The organism is Gordonia rubripertincta (assembly GCF_038024875.1).
In the GTDB taxonomy this organism is placed as follows: domain Bacteria; phylum Actinomycetota; class Actinomycetes; order Mycobacteriales; family Mycobacteriaceae; genus Gordonia; species Gordonia rubripertincta.
The window spans coordinates 3,259,567-3,282,222 of the sequence record NZ_CP136136.1 but is presented as its reverse complement, the minus strand read 5'-3'; the positions used below and the strand labels follow the sequence as shown (position 1 = coordinate 3,282,222).

Sequence of the window (22,656 nt, the reverse complement as noted above, 5' to 3'; positions counted from 1 at the left end):
TGTCCGTTGACGTCTGAGATCACTTGCGGATCTTGATCTCTTCGTTCTCGACGTTCTCGGCATCCATTGCCTGCGCCTCGGCCTCGTTGACCACGCGACGGCCGTCGTGGGTGAGGTAGCCGTTCTTGAACTTGTTGGTCTCGGCGACTAGGGCCTCGGCCTGATCGTCGGCCAGCGCCTTGCCACCGGCGATCGAGTCATAGACACCCTTCGCGTTGTGGTGCAGGTGGCTCAGCAGCTGGGTCTCGAAGTTGCGCACGTCGTCGACCGGGACCGAGTCGTAGTGGCCTTCACCGCAGAGGTAGATCGAGACGATCTGGTCCTCGACCGAGAAGGGGCTGTACTGGTCCTGCTTGAGCATCTCGACCCAGCGGGCACCGCGCTCGAGCTGCGCCTTCGACGCATCGTCGAGGTCGGAGGCGAAGGCCGAGAAGGCCTCCAGCTCGCGGAACTGGGCCAGCTCCAGACGAAGCGAACCCGAGACCTTCTTGAGGCCCTTGGTCTGTGCGGCACCACCGACGCGGGACACCGAGGTACCGACGTTGATGGCCGGGCGGACACCCTTGTTGAAGAGGTCCGACTCCAGGAAGACCTGGCCGTCGGTGATCGAGATGACGTTGGTCGGGATGAACGCCGAGACGTCGTTGGCCTTGGTCTCGATGATCGGCAGACCGGTCATCGAACCGCCGCCGAGCTCGTCGGAGAGCTTTGCACAACGCTCCAGGAGGCGCGAGTGCAAGTAGAAGACGTCACCCGGGTATGCCTCGCGGCCCGGCGGGCGGCGCAGCAGCAGCGAGATGGCGCGGTAGGCCTCGGCCTGCTTGGTCAGGTCGTCGAACACGATGAGGACGTGCTTGCCCTGGTACATCCAGTGCTGGCCGATGGCCGAACCGGTGTAGGGGGCGAGCCACTTGAAGCCGGCCGAGTCCGAGGCCGGGGCGGCGACGATGGTGGTGTACTCCATCGCGCCGGCCTCTTCGAGAGCGGACTTGACGCCGGCGATGGTCGAACCCTTCTGACCGATCGCGACGTAGATGCAGCGAACCTGCTTGGTGGGGTCGCCGGTCTCCCAGTTCGCCTTCTGGTTCAGGATGGCGTCGATGCAGACGGCGGTCTTGCCGGTCTTGCGGTCGCCGATGACGAGCTGACGCTGTCCGCGGCCGATGGCGGTCATGGCGTCGATGGCCTTGATGCCGGTGGCGAGGGACTCCTCGACGGGCTGGCGCTCGAGCACCGAGGCGGCCTGCAGCTCCAGGACTCGCTGCTCTTCGGCCTCGATGTCGCCCTGTCCGTCGATCGGGGCGCCGAGGGGATCGACCACACGACCGAGGAAGGCGTCGCCGACGGGCACGGAGAGCACGTTGCCGGTACGGCTGACCTGCTGGCCCTCTTCCAGGGACTCGTAGTCACCCAGGATGACGGCGCCGATCTCGTCCTCGTCGAGGTTCAGCGCGACGCCGAGGACGCCGCCGGGGAACTCGAGTAGCTCGTTGGCCATTGCGCTGGGCAGTCCGCTGACGTGAGCGATACCGTCCGACGTATCGGTGATGATGCCGACCTCGTCACGCGACGCTTCGGCTTCGAACGACGAGACGTACTGCTCGATCGCTCCCTTAATCTCGTCTGGTGAGATCGTCAACTCCGCCATGGGTTCTCGTCTTTCCTTGATTAGCTCTGAGGCTTTAGGGCTCGGGCTTTGGGTGTTCAGGTGGTCAGGGGTCGAGCTGCGTCAGCGCGGCAGGGTCTCGGCTGCCTTCGCGAGGCGCGTGGCGACATCGGCGTCGATGACCTCGTCGCCGACGCTGATCCGCAGGCCGCCCAGCAGTTCGGGCTGGACCTCGGTCTGCACCGAGATGGTGCGGCCGTAGATCCCACCGAGGACGGTCGCGAGGCGCTCGACCTGTGCGTCGGCCAGCTTGGAGGCCGACACGACGTGGGCGACCGATTCGCCGCGTCGGGCGGCAGCCAGCTCGGCGAGCTGATCGACGGCGACATCGGCGGCCTGACCGTTCAGCAGGCGCACGGTCGAGGACAGCAGCGTCCAGGTGTGGCCGCTGACCTTCTCCCCCACCAGCTTCCGCAGGAGGTCGACGCGCTTGTCGGCGTCCTTGCTGTGATCGGAGAGCAGCGACGCGAGCTGCGGGTTGGCCTCCAGGATCCGGCTGACGCGGAACAGCTCGTCCTCAACCTGCTCGATGACCCCGTCACGCTCGGCGGCGGTCAGCACGATGAGCGAGTTCTGACGACGCAGGGCGCTGATGAAGTCGCCCGACGACGACCAGCGCTGGGTCGAGGCGGTCGCGAGGACCTCCACGACCACCGGGGCCACCTTGCCGTCGAACAGGGTGTGCACCAGCGAGTTCTTACCGGCGGCGTTCTCGTCGTCCTCGACCAGGCGCTTGCGCAGCACCGGGTTCTCGCCGAGGAAGTTGATGGCCGCGGTCAGGTCACCCGACGCCGCGGCGAGCGCCGCACCGTCGAGGTCGCCCGCGGCCGAGTCGAACTTGTCCGACACGGCCAGAGCGGCGTCGCGGCTGGCGGCACGCATGGCGTGCAGACCGACGAGCTTGGCGCTCGACGGAATGGCCGACGCCGATCGCGAGGACATCTCCTCGAGCTCGTCGATGACCCGGTCGACGCTGGCGGCCTGGGCCGAGTCGTCGGCGAGATGGTTGCGCACGAGTTCACCGGCCTTGTCGACCGCGGTGAGACCGAGGTCGGTACGGAGCTGACGGACCAGGTTCGCCCGTACCAGCGCGACCTGGTTGCGGCCGTGCTCGGAGATGCGCTTGACCTCGTGATCGGCCTGCGCGCGGATGTCGGAGGTGATCGCCTCGGCGTCGGCCGCGGCGTCCTTCTTCATCTGCTCCGCCTCGGCCTTGGCCTCGGCGACGGCCTTCTCACGGGCCTTCTGTCCTTCGGCGACCCGCTTCTTGGCGGCTTCGGCCTCGGCCAGTTGGGTGCGCACCGTCTCCTGACGATCACGCATCATCTTCTGCACCGGCGGGCGGACGTACTTCCACAGCAGGAAGATGATGACCGCGAAGCCGAAGAGCTGAGCGATGAAGATCGCAGGGTCGAACGCAGCACCGATGTCGTGGAGCCAGGTACCGATGGGGCCCTGGTCGGATTCGGTCTCAGTGTTGGCAGCCATCAGTTCACCGCTCCGCTCGTCGATCGGGTGTCGGAAAGAGTGGCCGAGTCGACACCGAGCACACGCGCCGCGAGGGTCTTGGCGAGTGTGTCCACATCAGCTGCAGCCGTCGATGCCGCCTGCTCACCCTGAGCCGCCAGCTCGGAGCTGGTCGACTGCAGGGCAGCGTCGGCCTCGGCGGTCGCTCGCTGCTTCATCTCGTTCAGCTGTTCACGGCCCTGGGCGCGAGCTTCGTCGCGCTTGGCGGTGGCCTCACCGCGCGCTTCCTTGAGGAGCGAACGGAACTGCACGTCCGCATCCTCGAATTCGGCGGCGGCAGTCCGATTGTCCTCCGCGGTGCGGTGGATCATCTCGTCCCGCTCCTCGAGGACCTGCTGAATCGGCGGAACCACGAACTTGCGGATGACCAGCAGCAAAATCACGAAGATGAGCAGGACAACGAAGAACGTTCCATTCGGAAGCAGGAAGTTCTCTGCAGCAAGCGTCATTGTGGTGAGGTGTCGTTTCTACTCGGCGACAAAAGGGAGAGCGGTGATCAGCCGGCGCTGATCGGGGTGGCGAACACGAAGAGCGCCATGAAGGCCAGGTTGATGAAGTAAGCGGCCTCAACCAGACCAACGGTGATGAAGAACGGGGTGAACAGACGACCCTGAGCCTCCGGCTGGCGAGCGATACCGGCGATCAGCTGGCTACCGGCCAGACCGTTACCGATACCGGCACCGACGGCGCCACCGGCCATGATCAGGCCGCCACCGATGAGTGCGCCGAGGCCAATCATTGGATCCATTGTGATATTTCCCTTTCGGTTGCTGACATCTGGTGTGCCAGGTCTGTGACTGCGACGACAGGTGCCGACGCAGGTCGGTCATGTGCGGTTGTGATCGCGGCGTCTCCCGCCGCGAGGTGCCCTGCTCGGGCGGTCAGTGATCCTCGGTCTCCATCGACTGCGAGAAGTAGAGGATCGTCAGCAGCGCGAAGATGAACGCCTGGATCAGTCCGACGAACAGCTCGAAGGACTTCCAGATCGCGTTGGGCGCCCACATGATGTACGGCGGGAACAGGGCGATCAGGGCGACCATCATGCTGCCGGCGAAGACGTTGCCGAAGAGTCGCAGCGAGAGCGAGATCGGCTTGGTGAACTCCTCGATCACGTTGATCGGGGCGAGGAAGGTGACGTGGCCCTTCAGGATGCGCTTCGGGTGACCAAGCAGGCCGCGGGCCCGGAAGCCGGCGATCTGGTACCAGATGAAGACGAACACTGCGAGGGCGTACGCGAAGTTCACGTCCGCGGCCGGCGGCTTGAGGATCTCGTGGTGACCCACCTGCACGGGCAGGATCGACAGCCAGTTGGAGATGAGGATGAAGGTGAAGAGCGAGACCGCGAGAGGCAGGACGTACGGGGCGACCTTCATGCCGATGGCGCTCTCGACCTGGCCGCGCATCTGGATGGTGACGGTCTCCCAGAAGAGCTGCACACCCGACGGCACACCGGTCGAGGTGACCTTCGACTTCAGGTAGAAGGCCAGCGCGAGCATGATCAACGCCGCGAGCGCCGTCGCGATGATGGTCTCCAGGTTGAAGGTCAGTCCGAAGAGCTCGAACTTGGTGTAGTGACCCACCTGGATGGATGATTCTCCATCCTCTGCGGCTAGGTAGAAGGCGGTCGTCATGGTTGGCTACGAAGTCCTTTCATCACCGGAATGACCGTGTTCAGCACCAAGACCACCTGGCCGATGGCGAGTCCGAACATCGCGCCCAACCCGTCGGGTTGGACCAGAAACGCCGCCAGCAGAGCGAGCACCGTGATGGCGCCGAGTCGCATGGCGGAGTTGAGAGCAAGAGCGGTTTTACGGGGGTTCAGCTCGGCAGTGACCGCGTCGACAGCACGCTTCACGAGCAGTGCGTTGACCAGGATCCCCGCGACTCCGAGCAGGAAGAACACTGCGAAGAGGGGATGACCGACGAGAATCGAGACCACCGCGACCACGAGCGTCACGCCGCCGGCGATGAGTGCCGGACGGCGCAGACCGGTGGGCGCCTGCGGATAGACGGGGGCTGAATCAGGGGCAGAAGTCTCCATGTCCCTCTCCTCAGCTCGTTGAGTCCATACCGACGGCACGGGGCACCTGCGTGCGTGCAGCAGCCAGTGGCCGCCAGGCAACAGCTCGCGTTTGGTGTGACCCTACCAACACCACCCCGAAGGTCTTACCGGGGGGTATGAGTCGAGGCTCGCGAGAACCGCCGGCGAGAACCGTCGGCGCCCGGGCCACAACTACTACGGCCGATAGTACACGAGGTTTACCGTGCCCTTACCAAGGGTGCGCTCGGTCGGAACCGGACACTACCGGATGGTGACGCGGACCTCATCAGAAGGCTTTTGTCGACGTCCGGAGTTCGGCGAACCGGCGCTGTAAGCGAGGCGCCATGGTGACCAGCAGGGCGACCACCAGTCCCCCGCCGAACATCGGCGCGACCACCGACAGCGGGAACAGGGTGCTCGCCGCGGCGGAGAAGGCAAGGACGCCGACCCAGAGGTAGATGATCAGCGCGACGCGGCGCTGGGAGTGTCCGAGTTCGAGCAACCGATGGTGAAGGTGCATCTTGTCGGGGGTGTAGAAGCCGACGCCGGCGCGGGTCCGGCGGATCACCGCGAGCAGCATGTCGAGCATCGGGATGAAGACCACGGCCGCGACGAGGATCAGCGGTGACAGCAGGGTGAAGATGTCGGCCGGGCCGTAGGCGTTGACCGCGATACGACCGGACGCGCTCGTCGACGCGGCCGCCAGCATGAGCCCGATCAGCATCGCCCCGGAGTCGCCCATGAAGATCCGGGCCGGCGAGAAGTTGTGCGGCAGGAAGCCGAGACAGGCCCCGGCGAGTGCGACGGCGATGAGCGCCGGCGGGTAATAGCTGACGTCGCCGCCCTGATCGCGGAGCAGGCCGAGGGAGAACATGCAGATCGCCGCCGCGGCGATGAGTCCCAGACCGGCGGCGAGACCGTCGAGGCCATCGACGAAGTTGATCGCGTTGATGGTGGCCACCGTCACGGCCACGGTGAGGAGGCCGGCCTGGAGCGGATCGAGCACGATGGTCCCGATGTCGGCGAACGGCACCGGCACCTGGATCCATGAGATACCCAGGAGCACGAGCACCCCGGCGGCGGTGAGCTGCCCGACGAACTTCGTCAGGGCGTCGAGGCCCCACCGGTCGTCGACGACACCAACCAGAACTATCACCGTGCCCGCGGTGATCACCGCGGTCATGTCGGTGGTGTAGACGAATCCCCGGTTGAGTGCCGGCAGGTTCGCGGCGAGCGCGATGCCGGCCACCACCCCGCCGAACATGCCGAGACCGCCGAGCCGAGGGGTCGGGATGACGTGGACGTCGCGCACGCGCGGCACGGCGACCGCGCCGGCCTTGATCGCGAACACCCGCACCGCCGAGGTCAGCAAATACGTCATCGCGGCGGCGGTCAGACCGACGAGCAGCAACTCGCGCAGCGGGACACCGGCCCCTCCCCCGTCGGTCGCGGCCGCGAGCACCACCGGAGCGGCGTCGATCATCGGCTCACCACTCCCGCCGTGGAGGTCGCTGGGGACGTATCGGACACCCGGACAACGCTACCCGCATGCGAGGCCGCTGATCTCGCGGTGGATCCGGTCGTGCGTCGCGAGGTCGTCGGTCGTCATCGCGGCCAGCATCGCGTCGGCGACCGCCGGGATCATGTCCGCGGTCAGGCCCCGGGAGGTGGCCGCCGGGGTGCCGATCCGGATGCCCGATCCCTCGGCGACGGGACGCTCGTCGAACGGCAGGACCGCTTTGTCGACCACGATCCCCGAACGATTGAGACGATCCTGCGCCTCGGACCCGGAGATGCCGAGAGCGGCGACGTCGACAACCGCGAGATGGGTCTCGGTGCCCCCGGAGACCACGCGCAGCCCGCGGGCGGTCAACGCGTCGGCGAGGTCGCTCGCGTTGCGCACGGTCGCCCGCGCGTAGGTCGCGAACTCCTCGGTACCGGCGTCGTGGAAGGCGACGGCCTTCGCGGCGATCGCGTGCATGGATGGTCCACCCTGGATGAACGGGTGGATCGCTTTACGCAGCGCGTCCGCATGCTCGGCGCGCGCCAGGATGACGCCGCCGCGGGGCCCGCGGAAGACCTTGTTGGTGGAGAAGGTGACGACGTCGGCGTGTGGCACAGGCGACGGGAGCAGCCCGGCGACAACGTGTCCGGCGAGGTGGGCCGCGTCGACCAGGAGGATGCACTCGGCCTCGTCGGCGATCTCGCGCAGCAGCGGGTAGTCGAAGGAGCGCGAATACGTCGTGGCGCCCGCGACCAGCATCCGCGGTCGGTGCACGAGAGCGAGTTCCCGGACCTGGTCGTAGTCGACGAGTTCGTCGTCGCGGCGCACCTCGTAGTGCAGAGGCGAGAACCAGCGGCCGGAGAAGTTGGCACGTGAACCGTGGGTCTGGTGCCCGCCGTGTTCGAGCCGCAGCGCGAGCACGGGGTCGCCCGGTTGGGCGAACGCCGCGTGGACGGCGAGGTTCGCCGCACTCCCCGACAGCGGCTGGACGTCGACGTGATCGGCACCGAAGAGGTCCCGCGCCCGGCCGGTCGCGAGTTCCTCGAGCTCGTCGACGACCTCGCATCCACCGTGATAGCGGGACCCGGGTCGCCCCTCGGCGTACTTCGAGTCGAAGGTCGAGGCCATCGCGGCCCGCACCCCGGGAGTCGGTTCGGTCTCGCTCGCGAGCAGTTGGAGCCACGTCCGCCGGCGGGTCGACTCCCGCTCGATCAGCGCGTCGATCTGCGGGTCACCCGTCGAACCGATGCCCGGCGGCATCTCACCCACGCAGTGAGTCGGGATCGACGTCGAGGACCTCGGCGACGGCCTCGATCGTGATGGCGCCCTCACGCAGGACGCGCGGCTGCGCGCCCGACACGTCGACGATCGTCGACGCCTGGGCGATCGGCGCGGGCCCGCCGTCGAGGTACACCGAGATCTTGTCGCCGAGCTGTTCCCGCGCCTCGTCGACCGTGGTGGCGGGCGGACGGCCCGACACGTTCGCGCTCGACACCGCCATCGGCCCGACCTCGCGCAACAGCTCGATCGCGACGGGATGCAGCGGCATGCGCAACATGACGGTGCCGTCGGTGTCGCCGAGATCCCAGGCCAGCGAAGGCGCCTGACGGACAACGAGACTCAGTCCGCCGGGCCAGAACGCCTCGATCAGATCGCGGGCGTTCTGCGGGACGGACAGGACGAGTCCGTCGATGGAATGCCAGGAGCCGACGAGGACCGGCACCGGCATGTCCCGGCCACGGTGCTTGGCCGCGAGCAGCGAGCCGACGGCGTCGGAATCGAAGGCGTCGCAACCGACTCCGTAGAGCGTGTCGGTGGGGACCACCACCAGGCGTCCCGCCTTCGCCGCCCCGACAGCCGCGCGAATGCCCGCCGAACGGCTCTGCGGATCGTTGCAGTCGAAAACAATGCTCACCGGTCCATCCTTTCATGCCACCGATCGCGCATTCCGGCAGACGCGCCTCAGCCGACGCGGCGGGCGGTCACGAAGCGCGGCCGTCCGGCCAGATCCGCACGGGCGGTCACTTCGTCGAATCCGCCGTGGGCGCGGAAACAGCCGACGACGGCTTTCGAGGTCGTGTCGTCGTGTTCGATGCCGACGAGACCGCCCGGGGCAAGCATGGTCGCGATGATCGGAACCATCGGGATGATCACGCTCATGCCGTCGTCACCGCCGAAGACGGCGCGCGCCGGGTCGTGGTCCACCTCGGGACCGACCTCGGATCGCAGCGGGACGTACGGCGGGTTGGTCACGACGACCGAGACGGTCCCCGCCGGGATCGCGCGGCCGACCTCGTCGGCGTCGGTGACGTCCGCGGCGACCACGTCGATCCGCTCCCGAACCCCTGCCGGCGCGTCGGAAACGTTGCGCCGCAGCCACTTCAACGCAGTGTCATCCACTTCGACGGCCGTCACGCGTGCGGAACGGACCAGCGTCGCCAGGCCGATGGCCAGGGCGCCGCTCCCGCTACAGAGATCGACGATGCGCACCGGGTCCGTCATGGTCGCGGCGGCGGACGCCGCCCATTCGAGCAGATATTCGGTCTCCGGTCGCGGAATGAACACGCCCGGCCCGACGGCGAGCTCGAGCGGACCGAATGCCGCGGTCCCGACGATGTGCTGCAACGGGATTCGACGCTCCCGCTGTTCGATGGCCGACCGGAACTCGCGGACGTGCGCATCGTCGATGGTGTCCATGACGATCAGGCGGCCGGGGTCGCACGAGAGGACGTGCGACATCAGCCATTCGGCGTCGCGTCGTGCCGAGTCGATCCCAGCGGCTACAAGTCGTGCAGTGGCACTGCGGATTTCGTCGGCCACCCGGGCCGGCGCGTCCGACATCGGGTTATTCGGCTTCCATGCGGGCCTGACGCTCGGCGGCGACGAGCGCGTCGAGGAGGTTGTCCATGTCCCCGGCGAGGACGGCGTCGAGGTTGTTGGCCTTGTAGCCGATGCGGTGATCGGTGATTCGGTTCTCGGGGAAGTTGTAGGTGCGGATGCGCTCGGACCGGTCGACGGTGCGGATCTGCGCAGCACGACCCTCCGCGGCCGCGGCCTCGGCCTCCTCCTCCGCCGCCGACTGGAGGCGGGCGGCGAGGACCTGCATGGCGCGGGCCTTGTTCTGAAGCTGCGACCGCTCGTTCTGGCAGGTCACGACGATTCCGGTGGGCAGGTGGGTGATCCGGACCGCGGAGTCGGTGGTGTTGACACCCTGGCCACCCTTGCCCGAGGACCGGTAGACGTCGATGCGGAGGTCGGATTCGTCGATCGCGACCTCGGCGACCTCTTCTGGCTCGGGGTAGATGAGCACACCGGCCGCCGAGGTGTGGATGCGTCCCTGGGACTCGGTCACCGGCACCCGCTGGACGCGGTGCACGCCGCCCTCGAACTTGAGTCGCGACCAGACGCCGTCGCGGACGGTCTCCTTGGACTTGATCGAGAAGGTCGCCTCTTTGTAGCCGCCGAGGTCGGATTCGGTCACACCGAGGGTCTGCACCTTCCAGCCGTGTCGCTCGCAGTACTTGAGGTACATGCGCGCGAGGTCGGAGGCGAACAGCGCGGACTCCTCGCCGCCGGCGCCGGACTTGATCTCGAGGACCACGTCGTCGCTGTCGTGCGGATCGCGCGGGGCGAGCAGGTCGGTGAGCGTCGCGTCGAGTTCCTCGACGGTCCTCTCGAGGGCGGGGATCTCGGCGGCGAAGGACGGGTCGTCGGCGGCGAGTTCACGCGCCGCCTCGAGGTCCTCGCGGGCCGCCTTGAGCTTGTTGTAGGTCGACATCACCGGGGCGAGTTCGGCGAACCGCTTGCCCACCCGCCGGGCGGCGGCCGGGTCGTCGTGGAGCGAGGGGTCTGCGAGCTGACGCTCGAGACCGGAGTGCTCGGCCAAGATGTCATCGATGGCCGACGGACTCTGCGTACTCACTGCGAACCTCACTCGTGGAAACGGAACTCACCGCCGAAGACACCTTCGGCAAGAATGCTCGGGGGAAGGAAAGACCTGGTCAAACACAACGACGCCCGTCCCGACTCGGCGTCGGGCGGGCGTCGCAGCGTGGTCTACTTGGAGCGCTTGCCGTAGCGCTTCTCGAACCGGGCGACACGGCCGCCGGTGTCGAGGATCTTCTGCTTGCCCGTGTAGAACGGGTGGCACTGCGAGCAGACTTCGACGTTGATACGACCGTTGGCAGCGGTGCTGCGGGTCTCGAACGTGTTGCCGCAGCCGCAGACGACGGTGGTCGCCGCGTACTCGGGGTGAATTCCCTGCTTCATATCTCGGTGTCCCTTTCTCGGGTCGCCGGGTCACCGTCGCCTCTCGACGGTGTGAACCGGAACCGGACTCGACCGCTCAGTATGCCATGTGTGCCGTTCGCGACGGAAATCGCGGACGCAGCGGTCGCACGTCGGTCAACAGCGGGGCCACCCGTTTGATTCCCGGCCAATATCACACCCCGGAAGGGTCGTAAGGGTGCCCTTAACATAGTACGGTGGCCGACGGCCAACCGTCCGCGACCACGAAGGACTCTCGATGTACGACGCCGCTTCGGCCGGTACCAGCACCCCACTGAGCACCACCCCGGACGAGTCGTCCATGCCGCAGACCGCTCCCGCGCGGCGCAAGCCGGCGCGGTCACCGTGGAACCGCCGTAATCCCTACCCCGCGACGATCCTCGCCAACACCGTCCTGTCGGGCCCGGGATCGGCCAAGGAGGTCCGGCACGTCGAGATCTCGCTCGGCGACAGCGGCATCACCTACGAGCCGGGCGACGGCATCGCCATCACGCCGGTCAACGATCCCGCCCTGGTGGATCTCCTGCTCGACCGCCTGGGCGCGGCCGGCGACGAGATCATTGCCGATCGAAAGGCCACCTACAGCCTGCGCGAGGCCCTGAGCACGCGCTACGAGATCGGCTGCCCGTCGAAGTACCTGGCGAGGGCGGTGGCCGAGCGTACCGGTCACGCCGAGCTCACCCGCTTGATCGAGGCCGGCGACGCACCGGCGCTCGACGTCTGGCTCCGCGGCCGTGATGTGCTCGACCTGCTGAACATCGATCCGGCGCTGCACTTCGCCCCCGAGGAACTTCTCGAGGAACTCAGTCCGCTCGCCCACCGCGAGTACTCGATCTCGTCGAGCCCCACGGTTCACCCGGGGACCGTGCACATCACGATGGCGACCGTGCGCTACGTCGCCGACGACCGCGAACGCGGCGGTGTCTGCTCGACGCACCTCGCCGACCGCTGCGCACCCGGCGACACCGTGAACGTCTTCATCACCCCCAACAAGACGTTTCGTCTTCCCGAGGGCGACGTCCCGGCCGTCATGATCGGTCCGGGGACCGGCATCGCCCCGTTCCGCGCCTTCCTCCATCACCGTGCGGCCTCCGGCTCGACCGGACCGAACTGGTTGTTCTTCGGCGACCAGCATCGCGACACCGACTACCTCTACGCCGACGAGATCGACGGTTTCGTCACCGACGGCCTGCTGGACCGACTGGATCTCGCCTTCTCGCGGGACCAGGAGCACAAGGTCTACGTGCAGGACCGGATGCGCGAGAACGGCGCAGACCTGTTCGCCTGGCTGGAGAAGGGCGCCCACGTCTACGTGTGCGGTGATGCCGCCACGATGGCCGGCGACGTCGACGCGGCCCTGCACGAGATCGTCGCCCAGCACGGCGGTCTCGACTCCGACGCCGCCCGCGACTACGTCGACGCGCTCCGCGCCGCCGGCCGCTACGCCCGCGACGTCTACTGAGCCGAGTCCCCCGAGACCCGCGCGCGGTGCCCGACTCCACCGACGACCCGACAGGGAGCGGAACGAACGCGCCCGCTCGCCCGCAGGGCGCGGACGCGTAACCCCGCTCCCGGACCGGTCGACGTCAACTCGACAGCCAGACTTCGATCGAAGTCTGCCACCCGTGCTGAGGTCCAGCAGTCGGTCGACCACATGCACAACGCCGACGGCCCTGCCCGCGTGATGCGGGACAGGGCCGTCGGTGAATTCGTCGATCTAGTCGTCGTTGCCACCGGCTCCCGGAGCGGTCTTCTGGACCGACATCAGGAACTCGATGTTCGTCTTGGTCTTCTTGAGCTGGCTGATCAGCAGATCGATCGCCTGCTGCGAGTCGAGACCGGACAGGAGACGACGCAGCTTGTGGACGATGGCGAACTCGTCGGGCGAGAGCAGGAGCTCGTCCTTGCGGGTGCCCGACGGGTTGACGTCGACCGCGGGGAACACGCGGCGCTCGGAGATCTTGCGATCGAGCTTGAGCTCGGCGTTGCCGGTGCCCTTGAACTCCTCGAAGATGACCGTGTCACCGGTCGAACCGGTCTCGACCATCGCGGTGGCGATGATCGTCAGCGATCCGCCGTTCTCGATGTTGCGCGCCGCACCGAGGAATCGCTTCGGCGGATACAGAGCGGTCGAATCGACACCACCGGAGAGGATTCGGCCCGACGCCGGCGACGCGTTGTTGTATGCGCGACCCAGACGGGTGATCGAGTCCAGAAGCACCACAACGTCTTTGCCGCTCTCGACGAGACGCTTGGCGCGTTCGATGGCGAGTTCGGCGACCGAGGTGTGGTCTGACGGCGGACGGTCGAAGGTCGAGGCGATGACCTCACCCTTGACCGAGCGCTGCATGTCGGTGACCTCTTCGGGACGCTCGTCGACGAGCACCACCATGAGGTGACATTCCGGGTTGTTGACGGTGATCGCGTTGGCGATGTCCTGCAGGATCGTCGTCTTACCGGCCTTCGGCGGCGAGACGATCAGTGCACGCTGCCCCTTGCCGATGGGCATGATCAGGTCGATCACGCGGGTGGACAGTCGATCCGGCGTGGTCTCCAGGCGGAGTCGCTGGTTCGGGTACAGCGGGGTGAGCTTGTTGAACTCGGGGCGCTTCTTCGCCGCCTCCACGTCACCGCCGTTGACGGTGTCGAGACGCACGAGCGGATTGAACTTCTGGCGCTGGTTCTGCTGGTCGCCCTCGCGCGGCACCTTGACCGCACCGGTGATCGCGTCGCCGCGTCGAAGTCCGTTCTTGCGCACCATGTTCATCGACACGTAGACGTCGTTGGAACCGGCGAGGTAACCAGAGGTGCGGACGAAGGCGTAGTTGTCGAGCACGTCGAGGATGCCGGCGACGGGCTGCAACACGTCGTCCTCGGAGACCTGCGGCTCGTTCTGGCTGCTGCCCTCGCGGTCACGCCCACGACGACGCTCGCGGAAACGGCGTCCCCGGCGACGACCGCCGCCTTCGCCGTCGTCGTCACGGTCGTCACGGTTGTCCCGGTTCTGACCGCCGCCGCGGTTCTGGCCCCCGTCGCGGTTCTGGTTGTCCCGGTTCTGGCCGCCCTCGCGGTTCTGGCCACCCTCACGGTTCTGGTTGTCGCGGTTCTGGTTCCGGTTGCGGCGATTGCGCTGCTCACCGGCGTCGGAGTCGCCGCCCTTCGGCGAATCCGCGTTGGCGTCGCCCTTCGACTCGCCGCCCTTGGAGGACTGGTCGGCGTTCTGCTCGCCGGTCTCCGGGTTCGCGTTCTTCTTGCCCGAGCGGGGCGCCCGACCGGAGTCGCCGTCTTCGGCGGACTCGACGATCGACAGCTGCCCGTCCTCAGACGAGGCCTTGGCGCTACGGCGCCGGGTCTCAGAGGTCTTGGTGTCGGCCTTGGCCTCGGCGGAGGCACCTTCGGTGGCCTTTGCCTCGGTGTTCTTCGCCTCGGTGTTCTTGGCTTCGATGTTCTTCGTCTCGGGGCTCTTGGCCTCGGCCTTGGCGTCTGCGGTCTTGGCGGCTCCGCCGCCCTGGCGCTCCTTGATGGCGGCGATCAGATCGCCCTTGCGCATCCCGGAGGTGCCCTTGATGCCGAGTTCACCGGCAACGGTCCGCAGCTCGCTGAGCACCATGCCGGACAGGCCGGTACGTGCTGCACGAGCGCGCGTCTTGGCCGGTTGCCCCGAGTCAGGGCCGGCCGAACCCGCGGATTCCTGCTCGGCAGGTGCGGTGATCAGGTCCGTATCTGTCACGGAAGTCCTTTCGTTCCTCCCGCAGACGGAAGCTGCGTGAGGTCTACGTTTCCCTGCTGTGTACGCGAGGGAGTCCGTCCGCGTTGGACGGTAGGGGGTGAACGGTCAGAGAGATGTTCGGTCCCGCTGCGAGCGTGCTCGGGAGCCACCCGTGCTTCGGCACCGTCGACAGAGACCCACGACCCCGGCCGGATACGATCGGTGGCCCCGATCGGTGATGGATGAGAAGCACGGCGGGACAAGCCCGCGCGGCTAGACCAGAATATGTTAACCCCGTTGGCATGATAGGGGCAACACGCCGAAAGTGCCAAATGGAGACATCGATCGGAGAATGTGATCCTCGGCTGGACACCGCTGAACACCTCGTTCCCAACGTGCATTGCACGTCCGGTATTCCCCCGGCGTCCCGTGACGAAACGCTCGGCCCCGATCGGTGATCTCAGCCCGCGCTGATGTCCACGCCACCGGCGATGGCCACCGAATGCGTGGTGAAACCGAGCCCCTGCGCGAGCAACCGGATGTCGGCCGGGATCGGCGCGGTACCCAGCACGAGCACCGTCGGCCCGGCGCCCGAGACCGTCGCGGCATGTCCGCGCGCACGCAGTTCGGCGACGAGCTCGCTGGTCGGCAGCATCGCCGACGCCCGGTAGGGCTGATGCAACCGGTCCGCCGAGGCGGCCATGAGATTGCGCGGATCAGAGGTCAACGCGACGACGGCAAGCGCAGCCCGGCTCAGGTTGAAGACCGCATCGGCGCGCGGCACCGCATCCGGAAGGAGCCCGCGGGTGAACGACGTCGACGACTCGGTGTCGGGGACGAAGACGGTCGCGCACACGTCGGGGTGCACCGACAGCCGGTGGGCGTGATAGGAGTTCGCGTCGTCGGTGGTCTCCGTCCAGGTGACGACAACCGAACCGAGCACGCTCGCGGCGGCGTTGTCGGGGTGTCCCTCGAACTCACTGGACAACTGGACCAGTTCGTCGGCGGACAGGCCCGCGCCGAAACCCGCGGCCGAGACGAGGCCGGAGGCGGCGGCGAGACCGGACACCGCGGCCGCGGCCGAGGACCCGAGGCCCCGCGAATGCGGGATCTGGTTGACGCAGCGCAACTTCAGGCCGGGTGCGGAGACGCCGGCGTGGGTGAGACCGCGCTGGAGGGCGCGCACGACGAGGTGCGACTCGTCGCGCGGGACGTCGGCCGAGCCCTCCCCCTCGATGTCGAGCACGATGCCGTCGGCGACGGTTTCGACGATCACCTCGTCGTAGATCCCCAAAGCGATGCCCAGACAGTCGAATCCCGGTCCGAGGTTCGCACTCGACGCCGGCACCCGGACGCGCGCCGAGACACCCACGGGCAGCTGTCGTGTCGCCACCCCGGGTTCGGTCATCTCGCCGTTCTGCGTCATCTCCTCGACCCCGGCGGACTCAGCCGACACCGAGGGCATTCGCCACCGCCACCGGATCGACCGGGATCGCCTCGACCTCGGGAATGCCTGCGAGCGCGGTGTCGGGGTCCTTGAGACCGTTGCCCGTCACGGTGCAGACCACCGTCGAACCGGCCTCGATCCAGCCGTCGGCACGTGCGGCGAGGAGTCCGGCCACGCTCGCGGCGGAAGCCGGCTCCACGAAGACGCCTTCCTTGCCCGCGATCAGGCGGTAGGCCTCGAGCAGCTTCTCGTCGGTGGCCGCGCGGAACTGACCGTTCGACTCGTCCTTGGCGGCGACGGCCTGGTTCCAGCTCGCGGGCGAGCCGATGCGGATCGCGGTCGCGATGGTCTCCGGCTCCTTGACCGGGGCACCGTTGACCAGCGGGGCCGCTCCGGCGGCCTGCACGCCGAGCATCCGCGGCACCGAGGACGACACACCGTCGGCGTGGTACTCGGTGTAGCCCTTCCAGTAGGCCGTGATGTTGCCGGCGTTGCCGACGGGCAGCGCGTGCACGTCGGGGGCGCGACCGAGGACGTCGACGATCTCGAAGGCGGCCGTCTTCTGGCCCTCGATGCGGGCCGGGTTGACCGAGTTCACGAGCTCGATCTCACCGAACTCGGCGGTCGCCTTGCGGGCGAGCTCGAGGCAGTCGTCGAAGTTGCCCTGGACCTGGATGATCTTGGCGCCGTGCATGACCGCCTGGGCGAGCTTGCCCATCGCGATCTTGCCCTCCGGGATGAGCACCGCGCAGGTGATCCCGGCGCGGGTGGCGTAGGCGGCCGCCGAGGCGGAGGTGTTGCCCGTCGAGGCGCAGAGCACGGCGGTCTTGCCGTTGTTGACCGCGTTGCTCACGGCCATGGTCATGCCGCGGTCCTTGAACGAGCCGGTCGGATTGAGGCCCTCGACCTTGAGGTAGACCTCGCAACCGGTCAGCGACGACAGATGCGGGGCGCTGATCAGCGGGGTGCCACCCTCGAGCAGGGTGACGACCTTCCAGTCGTCGGCGACGGGCAACCGCGAACGGTATGCCTCGATCAGGCCGGGCCACGCGCGGTGCACGGGCGCGGGAGTCGTCTCAGTCATCGGTACCTTCCAATCGCAACACACTCGACACCTTGATGACGGCGTCCATGTCTTCTAGCGCCGCAACGCAATCCGACTGCGCGCGGTCCGGGGCCCGATGGGTCACCACGATCAGGCGCGCGTCGTCGCCCGCGCCCTCCTGGCGAACTGCGGCGATGCTCACCGAACGCTTGGTGAACTCACCGGCTACCTGGGCAAGGACACCCGGGCGGTCGGCAACGCGCATCGAGATGTAGTAGCGGGTGAACACGTCGTCGATCGGGGCGATCGGCAGCGACGCATACGTCGATTCCAGCGGACCGCGCCCACCGTGGACGCGGTTGCGCGCAGCCATCACCATGTCGCCGAGCACGGCCGACGCGGTGGGCGAACCACCGGCACCCTGGCCGTAGAACATCAGCCGACCGGCGTTCTCCGCCTCGACGACCACCGCGTTGAACGCCCCGTTGACGGTGGCGAGCGGGTGGGTCAGCGGGATCAGCGCCGGGTACACGCGAGCCGAGACCCGCTGGGAGCCATCGACATCGCGAACGCGCTCGCAGATCGAGAGCAGCTTGATCGTGCAGTCGAACTTCTTCGCGGCGACCAGGTCGGCCGCGGTCACCGACGAGATGCCCTCGCGGTGGACGTCGGCGGCGGTGACCCGCGAGTGGAAGGCGATCGACGCGAGGATCGCGGCCTTGGCCGCCGCGTCGTATCCCTCGACGTCGGCGGTCGGGTCGGCCTCGGCGTATCCGAGACGGCCCGCCTCGGCGAGTGTGTCGGCGTAGTCGGCGCCGGTCTCGTCCATCGCCGACAGGATGAAGTTGGTGGTGCCGTTGACGATTCCGGCCACGCGCTCGACGGTGTCGCCGGCGAGCGATTGCATCAGCGGACGGATGACCGGGATGGCGCCGGCGACCGCGGCCTCGAAGTACAGGTCGACCTTCGCCTCGGCAGCTGCGCTCGCGAGTTCACCGGTGTACTCGGCCAGCAGCGCCTTGTTGGCGGTGACGACCGACTTGCCGCTCTCGAGCGCGGTGCGGATCAAGGAACGGGCCGGGTCGATGCCGCCCATGAGTTCGACGACGATGTCGACGTCGTCGCGGGCAATCAGCGACGCGGGATCGTCGGTCAGCAGTTCCTGGCCGATCTGGCGCGGCCGGTTGAGATCGCGCACCGCGACGCCCCGGATCTCCACCGGTGCGCCCACACGCGCTCGCAGGTCGTCGGCGTTGTCGGTGATGATGCGCACCACCTCGGCACCGACGTTGCCCATCCCGAGTACCGCCACCCCGATGGGTCGCACGGCTTTCACCTCGCTTGTGTCGCTTGCGTTCTGGACAGATCCGGTCACGAGCCCACCTCCAGGCTGAGGAAGTCGTCGATGGTCTCGCGCCGCAGCATGAGGCGTGCCGCCCCATCGGCCACGGCCACGACCGGCGGCCGCATGGTCATGTTGTACCGACTCGACATCGAGTAGCAGTAGGCGCCGGTGGCGGCGACCGCGATCAGGTCACCGGGACCCAGGTCCTCGGGCAGCCAGCAGTCCTTGATCACGATGTCACCGCTCTCGCAGTGCTTCCCGACGACGCGGCAGACGACCGCACGTGCGTCGGACACCCGCGAGACCAGCCGGACGTCGTATTCGGCCTGGTAGAGCACCGTGCGGATGTTGTCGCTCATCCCGCCGTCCACGGAGATGTAGCGGCGGGTGGCACCACCGCCGAGCGCCACGTCCTTGACGGTGCCCACGCGATAGAGGGTGATGGTGCCGGGGCCGGCGATCGCGCGGCCGGGCTCGACGGCGATGATCGGCATCGGCAGGCCCACGGCGGCGGATTCGCGGCGGACGATGTCGGCGAGGGTCTCGGCTACCTTGCCCACCGGCAGCGGCCGCTCCTCCTCGAGGTACGAGATACCCAGTCCCCCACCGAGATCCACGATCGACATCTGCGAGGTCTTCTCGACGCCGAACTCGTCGACGACGTCGTGGAGCAGCCCGAGGACACGGTGGGCGGCCAACTCGAAACCGTCCATGTCGAAGATCTGCGAACCGATGTGGCTGTGCAGACCGACGAGGCGGAGGTTGTCGGTCGCGAAGACCCGGCGGATCGCCTCCATCGCGACACCGCCGGCGAGGGCGAAGCCGAACTTCTGGTCCTCGTGGGCGGTCGAGATGAACTCGTGGGTGTGCGCCTCCACGCCGACGGTGACCCGGACGAGCACGTCGGTGACGACGCCCCGCTCACCGGAGATCGCGTCGAGCCGGTCGATCTCGATCATGGAGTCGAGGACCACGTGCCCGATGCCGGCGTCGACCGCCGCGGCCAGTTCCTCGGGGCTCTTGTTGTTGCCGTGCAACGCGATTCGTGCCGCGGGGAAGCCGGCGCGCAGCGCGATGGCGAGTTCGCCGCCGCTGCACACGTCGAGGGAGAGCCCCTCTTCGTTCACCCAGCGCGCGACCTCGCTGCACAGGAAGGCCTTCGACGCGTAGTGCACCCGGCCGTAGGGGCCGAACGCCGCCATCATGTCGCGGCAACGGGACCGGAAATCGGCTTCGTCGACGATGAACGCCGGGGTGCCGAACTCGGCGGCCAGCTCGTTCACCGGCACTCCGGCGATACGCAGCTCACCCGACTCGTCGCGGGCGGCGTTGCGCGGCCACACCTGGGGCGGCAGGGCGGCGAGGACGGCCGGGTCGTTCGGGCGCTGCGCGAGGTGCGGCGCGGCCAGCAGTTCGGCGTGCCGCGGGCCGGCCGGGTGCGCGCTCACATCTGCTCCGGAGCGCTGACGCCGACCAGTCCGAGGCCGTTCGCCAAGACCTGGCGGGTGGCCTCGCACAGGGCGAGCCGGGCGCGGTGGATGTCGGCCACCTCTTCGTCGCCCTGGGGCAGGACACGGCACTTGGCGTAGAAGCGGTGGTACGTGCCGGCGAGGACCTCGAGGTAGCGGCAGACGCGGTGCGGCTCGCGCAGGGTGGCGGCGGTGGCGACGACCTCGTCGAAATCGCCGATCGTGCGGATCAATTCGCCCTCGGCCGGGTCGTCGAGCAGGTCGAGGTGATCGAGCGAGGACACCACCCCCAGGTCGGCGGCATTGCGCGCGAGCGCCGACATCCGGGCGTGCGCGTACTGCACGTAGTAGACCGGGTTGTCGTTGGACTGCTTGGTGAGCAGGTCCAGGTCGATGTCGATGTTCACGTCCACCGACGAGCGGATCAGCGAGTACCGCGCGCCGTCGACACCCACGGCGTCGACGAGGTCGTCGAGGGTGATGACCGTGCCCGCGCGCTTCGACATGCGTACCGGCTTGCCGTCCTTGACCAGGTTCACCATCTGACCGATGAGGACCTCGACGGTGGCCGGGTCGTCGCCGAGCGCGGCCGCGGCGGCCTTGAGCCGGCTGATGTACCCGTGGTGGTCGGCACCGAGCATGTAGATGCACAGGTTGAAGCCGCGGTTGCGCTTGTCGCGGTAGTAGGCGATGTCGCCGGCGATGTAGGCGGCGTTGCCGTCGCTCTTGATGACGACGCGGTCCTTGTCGTCGCCGAAGTCGGTGGACTTCAGCCACCACGCACCGTCGTTCTCGTACAGGTTGCCGTTGCCCTTGAGCTGCTCGATGCACTCGTCGACGAGGCCCGTCGCGAACATCTTGTCCTCGTGGGTGTAGACGTCGAAGTCGGTGCCGAAGTCGTGCAGGCTCTCCTTGATGTGGGCGAACATCAGGTCCACGCCGACGGCGCGGAAGGTCTCGACCCGGTCGGCCTCGGGCTGCGACAGCACGTCGGGCACCTTACCGACGACCTGAGCGGCGATGTCGCCGATGTAGTCGCCGGCGTAGCCGTCCTCCGGGGTCGGGTTGCCCAGTGCCGCGGCCTCCAGGGACCGTGCGAAGCGGTCGATCTGGGCGCCGTGGTCGTTGAAGTAGTACTCGCGGGTCACGTCGGCGCCGCGAGCGGCCAGAACACGGCCGAGCGCGTCACCGACGGCGGCCCAGCGGGTGCCGCCGAGGTGGATCGGTCCGGTCGGGTTGGCCGAGACGAACTCCAGGTTGATGATCGAGCCGGCCAGCTCCTTGCCGCGGCCGTAGCTCTCGCCCTGCTCCAGCACGGTCTTCACGACGGTGTTCTGGGCGGCCGCACCGAGCCAGATGTTGACGAAACCGGGACCGGCGATCTCCGACTTCGCGATGCCCTCGGCGCCGGCGAACGCCTCGGCGAGCCACCCGGCCAGCTCACGGGGCGCCACACCGAGTCGCTTGCCGAGCTGCAGGGCGATGTTGGTGGAGTAATCGCCGTGGTCAGCGTGACGGGGGCGCTCGACGACGATGGAGTCGGGCACCAGGTTCTCGTCCAGTCCGCGGTCACGGACCACGGTCAGGGTCACGGCGCGCAGCAGCGCGGCCAGGTCGGCGGGAGTCACGGGACACCATCCTATTGGCCGAGGGCTGCTCATCGATAATCGCACCCTCCCAGAGCGGGTGTAGTCCACCAGTAGACTCGTGTGCGCCGAGCGCGCGTCGGGGTACGACCGCCCGTGCGCACGGCGACCCCCGTCGTACGAGGAAAGAAGTCAATGGCGCGCAAACCAGGGGCCAACGTCCCCAAGGCTCGTAAGAAGTCCGGGTCCGTACCCACTGCGACCGGCCGGCAGGTCGACTGGATGCTCATCGGCGCGGTCGTCGTGGTCATCGGCCTCGTCGCCGGACTCGCGATCTACCTTCTCCCGAAACTCAACGAGAAGCGCGCCAACGAGAAGGACGACGTCGCGGTCCAGTCGGCCGAGGGGTTCGTCCCGTCGCCGCAGACCCCGGACCCGTCGCAGGGCATCGACGGCGTGACGAAGATCTACTACGAGGCCGGCAAGCACGTGAACGCGTCGCAGCGCGTCGCCTACGACCAGTCGCCGCCGTTCGGCGGTCCGCACGACGAGATCTGGGCGACCTGTACCGGTGTCGTCTACCCGAACCCGCTGCGGTCGGAGAACGCCGTCCACGCCCTCGAGCACGGCGCGGTCTGGATCACCTACAACCCCGACACCGCTTCGCCCGAAGACGTCGACTACCTCAAGCGGCTCGTGCGCGGCGAGCAGTATCTCTTCCTGTCGCCGTACCCCGGCCTGGACAAGCCCATCTCGCTGCAGAGCTGGGGCCACCAGCTGAAGCTGGACTCGGCGAACGATCCGCGGGTCGACCAGTTCATCACCGCGCTGCGCCGCAACATGATGCCCGGCGTCTACCCGGAGAACCCGCAGACCGCGGCCTACCCCGAGACCCAGGCCACCTGTACCGCCATACCGGGCTTCGACCCGTCGAATCCCCCGCCGGCCGACGAGGGTGAGCCCGGCCCCGACGCCGTGCCCATGGGTGGCGGCGGCAACAACCCGATGCCCGCTGGCTGATCAGGCGAGG

20 protein-coding genes are annotated in these 22,656 nt (G+C 67.9%); 2 read left to right on the top strand and 18 right to left on the bottom strand.

From position 1 onward, the window contains the following. Positions 1 to 19 precede the first annotated feature (19 nt). The 12 genes from atpA to rpmE all read right to left on the bottom strand — a co-directional run bounded on the left by atpA (position 20) and on the right by rpmE (position 11,007). Positions 20 to 1,648, bottom strand: a complete 1,629-nt coding sequence (gene atpA / locus RVF83_RS14940; RefSeq protein WP_006865802.1) for a F0F1 ATP synthase subunit alpha — start codon at positions 1,646 to 1,648, stop codon at positions 20 to 22. An 81-nt stretch (positions 1,649 to 1,729) separates the two neighbouring features. Next, positions 1,730 to 3,154, bottom strand: a complete 1,425-nt coding sequence (locus tag RVF83_RS14935; protein WP_005196354.1) for a F0F1 ATP synthase subunit B/delta — start codon at positions 3,152 to 3,154, stop codon at positions 1,730 to 1,732. Beyond that, on the bottom strand, positions 3,154 to 3,642 hold the full coding sequence (locus RVF83_RS14930) for a F0F1 ATP synthase subunit B (protein ID WP_005196345.1): 489 nt from the start codon (positions 3,640 to 3,642) through the stop codon (positions 3,154 to 3,156). Before RVF83_RS14930 ends, RVF83_RS14935 begins: the two co-directional genes overlap by 1 nt. A 47-nt stretch (positions 3,643 to 3,689) precedes the next feature. Beyond that, the gene (locus RVF83_RS14925) at positions 3,690 to 3,941 is read right to left on the bottom strand and encodes a F0F1 ATP synthase subunit C (RefSeq protein ID WP_004021252.1); all 252 of its coding nucleotides are present in this window, start codon (positions 3,939 to 3,941) and stop codon (positions 3,690 to 3,692) included. Between the two features lie 133 nt (positions 3,942 to 4,074). Continuing rightward, on the bottom strand, positions 4,075 to 4,824 hold the full coding sequence (atpB, locus tag RVF83_RS14920) for a F0F1 ATP synthase subunit A (protein ID WP_005196336.1): 750 nt from the start codon (positions 4,822 to 4,824) through the stop codon (positions 4,075 to 4,077). Further along, complete coding sequence (locus RVF83_RS14915; RefSeq protein WP_005196335.1) at positions 4,821 to 5,234, bottom strand: hypothetical protein; 414 nt, start codon at positions 5,232 to 5,234, stop codon at positions 4,821 to 4,823. The genes atpB and RVF83_RS14915 overlap by 4 nt, the downstream gene beginning before the upstream one ends. A 286-nt stretch (positions 5,235 to 5,520) precedes the next feature. Beyond that, positions 5,521 to 6,717 (bottom strand): glycosyltransferase family 4 protein, encoded by a 1,197-nt coding sequence (locus RVF83_RS14910; RefSeq protein ID WP_005196334.1) that lies wholly within the window; start codon positions 6,715 to 6,717, stop codon positions 5,521 to 5,523. Between the two features lie 57 nt (positions 6,718 to 6,774). After that, positions 6,775 to 7,998 (bottom strand): serine hydroxymethyltransferase, encoded by a 1,224-nt coding sequence (gene glyA, locus RVF83_RS14905; RefSeq protein ID WP_083877509.1) that lies wholly within the window; start codon positions 7,996 to 7,998, stop codon positions 6,775 to 6,777. Between the two features lies 1 nt (position 7,999). After that, a complete protein-coding gene (locus RVF83_RS14900) occupies positions 8,000 to 8,653 on the bottom strand; it encodes an L-threonylcarbamoyladenylate synthase (protein WP_005196332.1) in 654 nt (217 codons plus the stop codon). A 47-nt stretch (positions 8,654 to 8,700) separates the two neighbouring features. Further along, positions 8,701 to 9,579, bottom strand: a complete 879-nt coding sequence (gene prmC, locus RVF83_RS14895) for a peptide chain release factor N(5)-glutamine methyltransferase (RefSeq protein WP_005196331.1) — start codon at positions 9,577 to 9,579, stop codon at positions 8,701 to 8,703. A 4-nt stretch (positions 9,580 to 9,583) separates the two neighbouring features. Then, entirely contained in the window at positions 9,584 to 10,660 is a 1,077-nt protein-coding gene (gene prfA, locus RVF83_RS14890) for a peptide chain release factor 1 (RefSeq protein ID WP_005196330.1), read from the bottom strand. 134 nt (positions 10,661 to 10,794) lie between these two features. Then, entirely contained in the window at positions 10,795 to 11,007 is a 213-nt protein-coding gene (gene rpmE, locus RVF83_RS14885) for a 50S ribosomal protein L31 (RefSeq protein WP_005196328.1), read from the bottom strand. 256 nt (positions 11,008 to 11,263) lie between these two features. Between rpmE and RVF83_RS14880 the strand changes: the two genes are divergently transcribed. Continuing rightward, positions 11,264 to 12,487, top strand: a complete 1,224-nt coding sequence (locus RVF83_RS14880; RefSeq protein ID WP_005196321.1) for a sulfite reductase subunit alpha — start codon at positions 11,264 to 11,266, stop codon at positions 12,485 to 12,487. A gap of 255 nt (positions 12,488 to 12,742) precedes the next feature. Here the strand turns inward: RVF83_RS14880 and rho are convergent, their stop codons facing one another. The 6 genes from rho to argS all read right to left on the bottom strand — a co-directional run bounded on the left by rho (position 12,743) and on the right by argS (position 21,668). After that, positions 12,743 to 14,755, bottom strand: coding sequence for a transcription termination factor Rho (rho, locus tag RVF83_RS14875; RefSeq protein ID WP_005196312.1), 2,013 nt, complete (start codon positions 14,753 to 14,755; stop codon positions 12,743 to 12,745). A 439-nt stretch (positions 14,756 to 15,194) separates the two neighbouring features. Beyond that, positions 15,195 to 16,199, bottom strand: a complete 1,005-nt coding sequence (gene thrB / locus RVF83_RS14870; RefSeq protein WP_005196310.1) for a homoserine kinase — start codon at positions 16,197 to 16,199, stop codon at positions 15,195 to 15,197. Continuing rightward, positions 16,180 to 17,265, bottom strand: coding sequence for a threonine synthase (gene thrC, locus RVF83_RS14865; RefSeq protein ID WP_005196308.1), 1,086 nt, complete (start codon positions 17,263 to 17,265; stop codon positions 16,180 to 16,182). Before thrC ends, thrB begins: the two co-directional genes overlap by 20 nt. Next, a complete protein-coding gene (locus RVF83_RS14860; RefSeq protein WP_005196307.1) occupies positions 17,258 to 18,601 on the bottom strand; it encodes a homoserine dehydrogenase in 1,344 nt (447 codons plus the stop codon). The genes thrC and RVF83_RS14860 overlap by 8 nt, the downstream gene beginning before the upstream one ends. Next, positions 18,598 to 20,019, bottom strand: a complete 1,422-nt coding sequence (lysA, locus tag RVF83_RS14855) for a diaminopimelate decarboxylase (protein WP_005196306.1) — start codon at positions 20,017 to 20,019, stop codon at positions 18,598 to 18,600. The genes RVF83_RS14860 and lysA overlap by 4 nt, the downstream gene beginning before the upstream one ends. Then, complete coding sequence (gene argS, locus RVF83_RS14850) at positions 20,016 to 21,668, bottom strand: arginine--tRNA ligase (RefSeq protein ID WP_005196305.1); 1,653 nt, start codon at positions 21,666 to 21,668, stop codon at positions 20,016 to 20,018. The genes lysA and argS overlap by 4 nt, the downstream gene beginning before the upstream one ends. A 153-nt stretch (positions 21,669 to 21,821) precedes the next feature. On the opposite strand from argS, the gene RVF83_RS14845 reads away from it, so the two are divergent. Further along, complete coding sequence (locus RVF83_RS14845; protein WP_005196304.1) at positions 21,822 to 22,646, top strand: DUF3105 domain-containing protein; 825 nt, start codon at positions 21,822 to 21,824, stop codon at positions 22,644 to 22,646. The last annotated feature ends 10 nt before the right edge of the window (positions 22,647 to 22,656 follow it).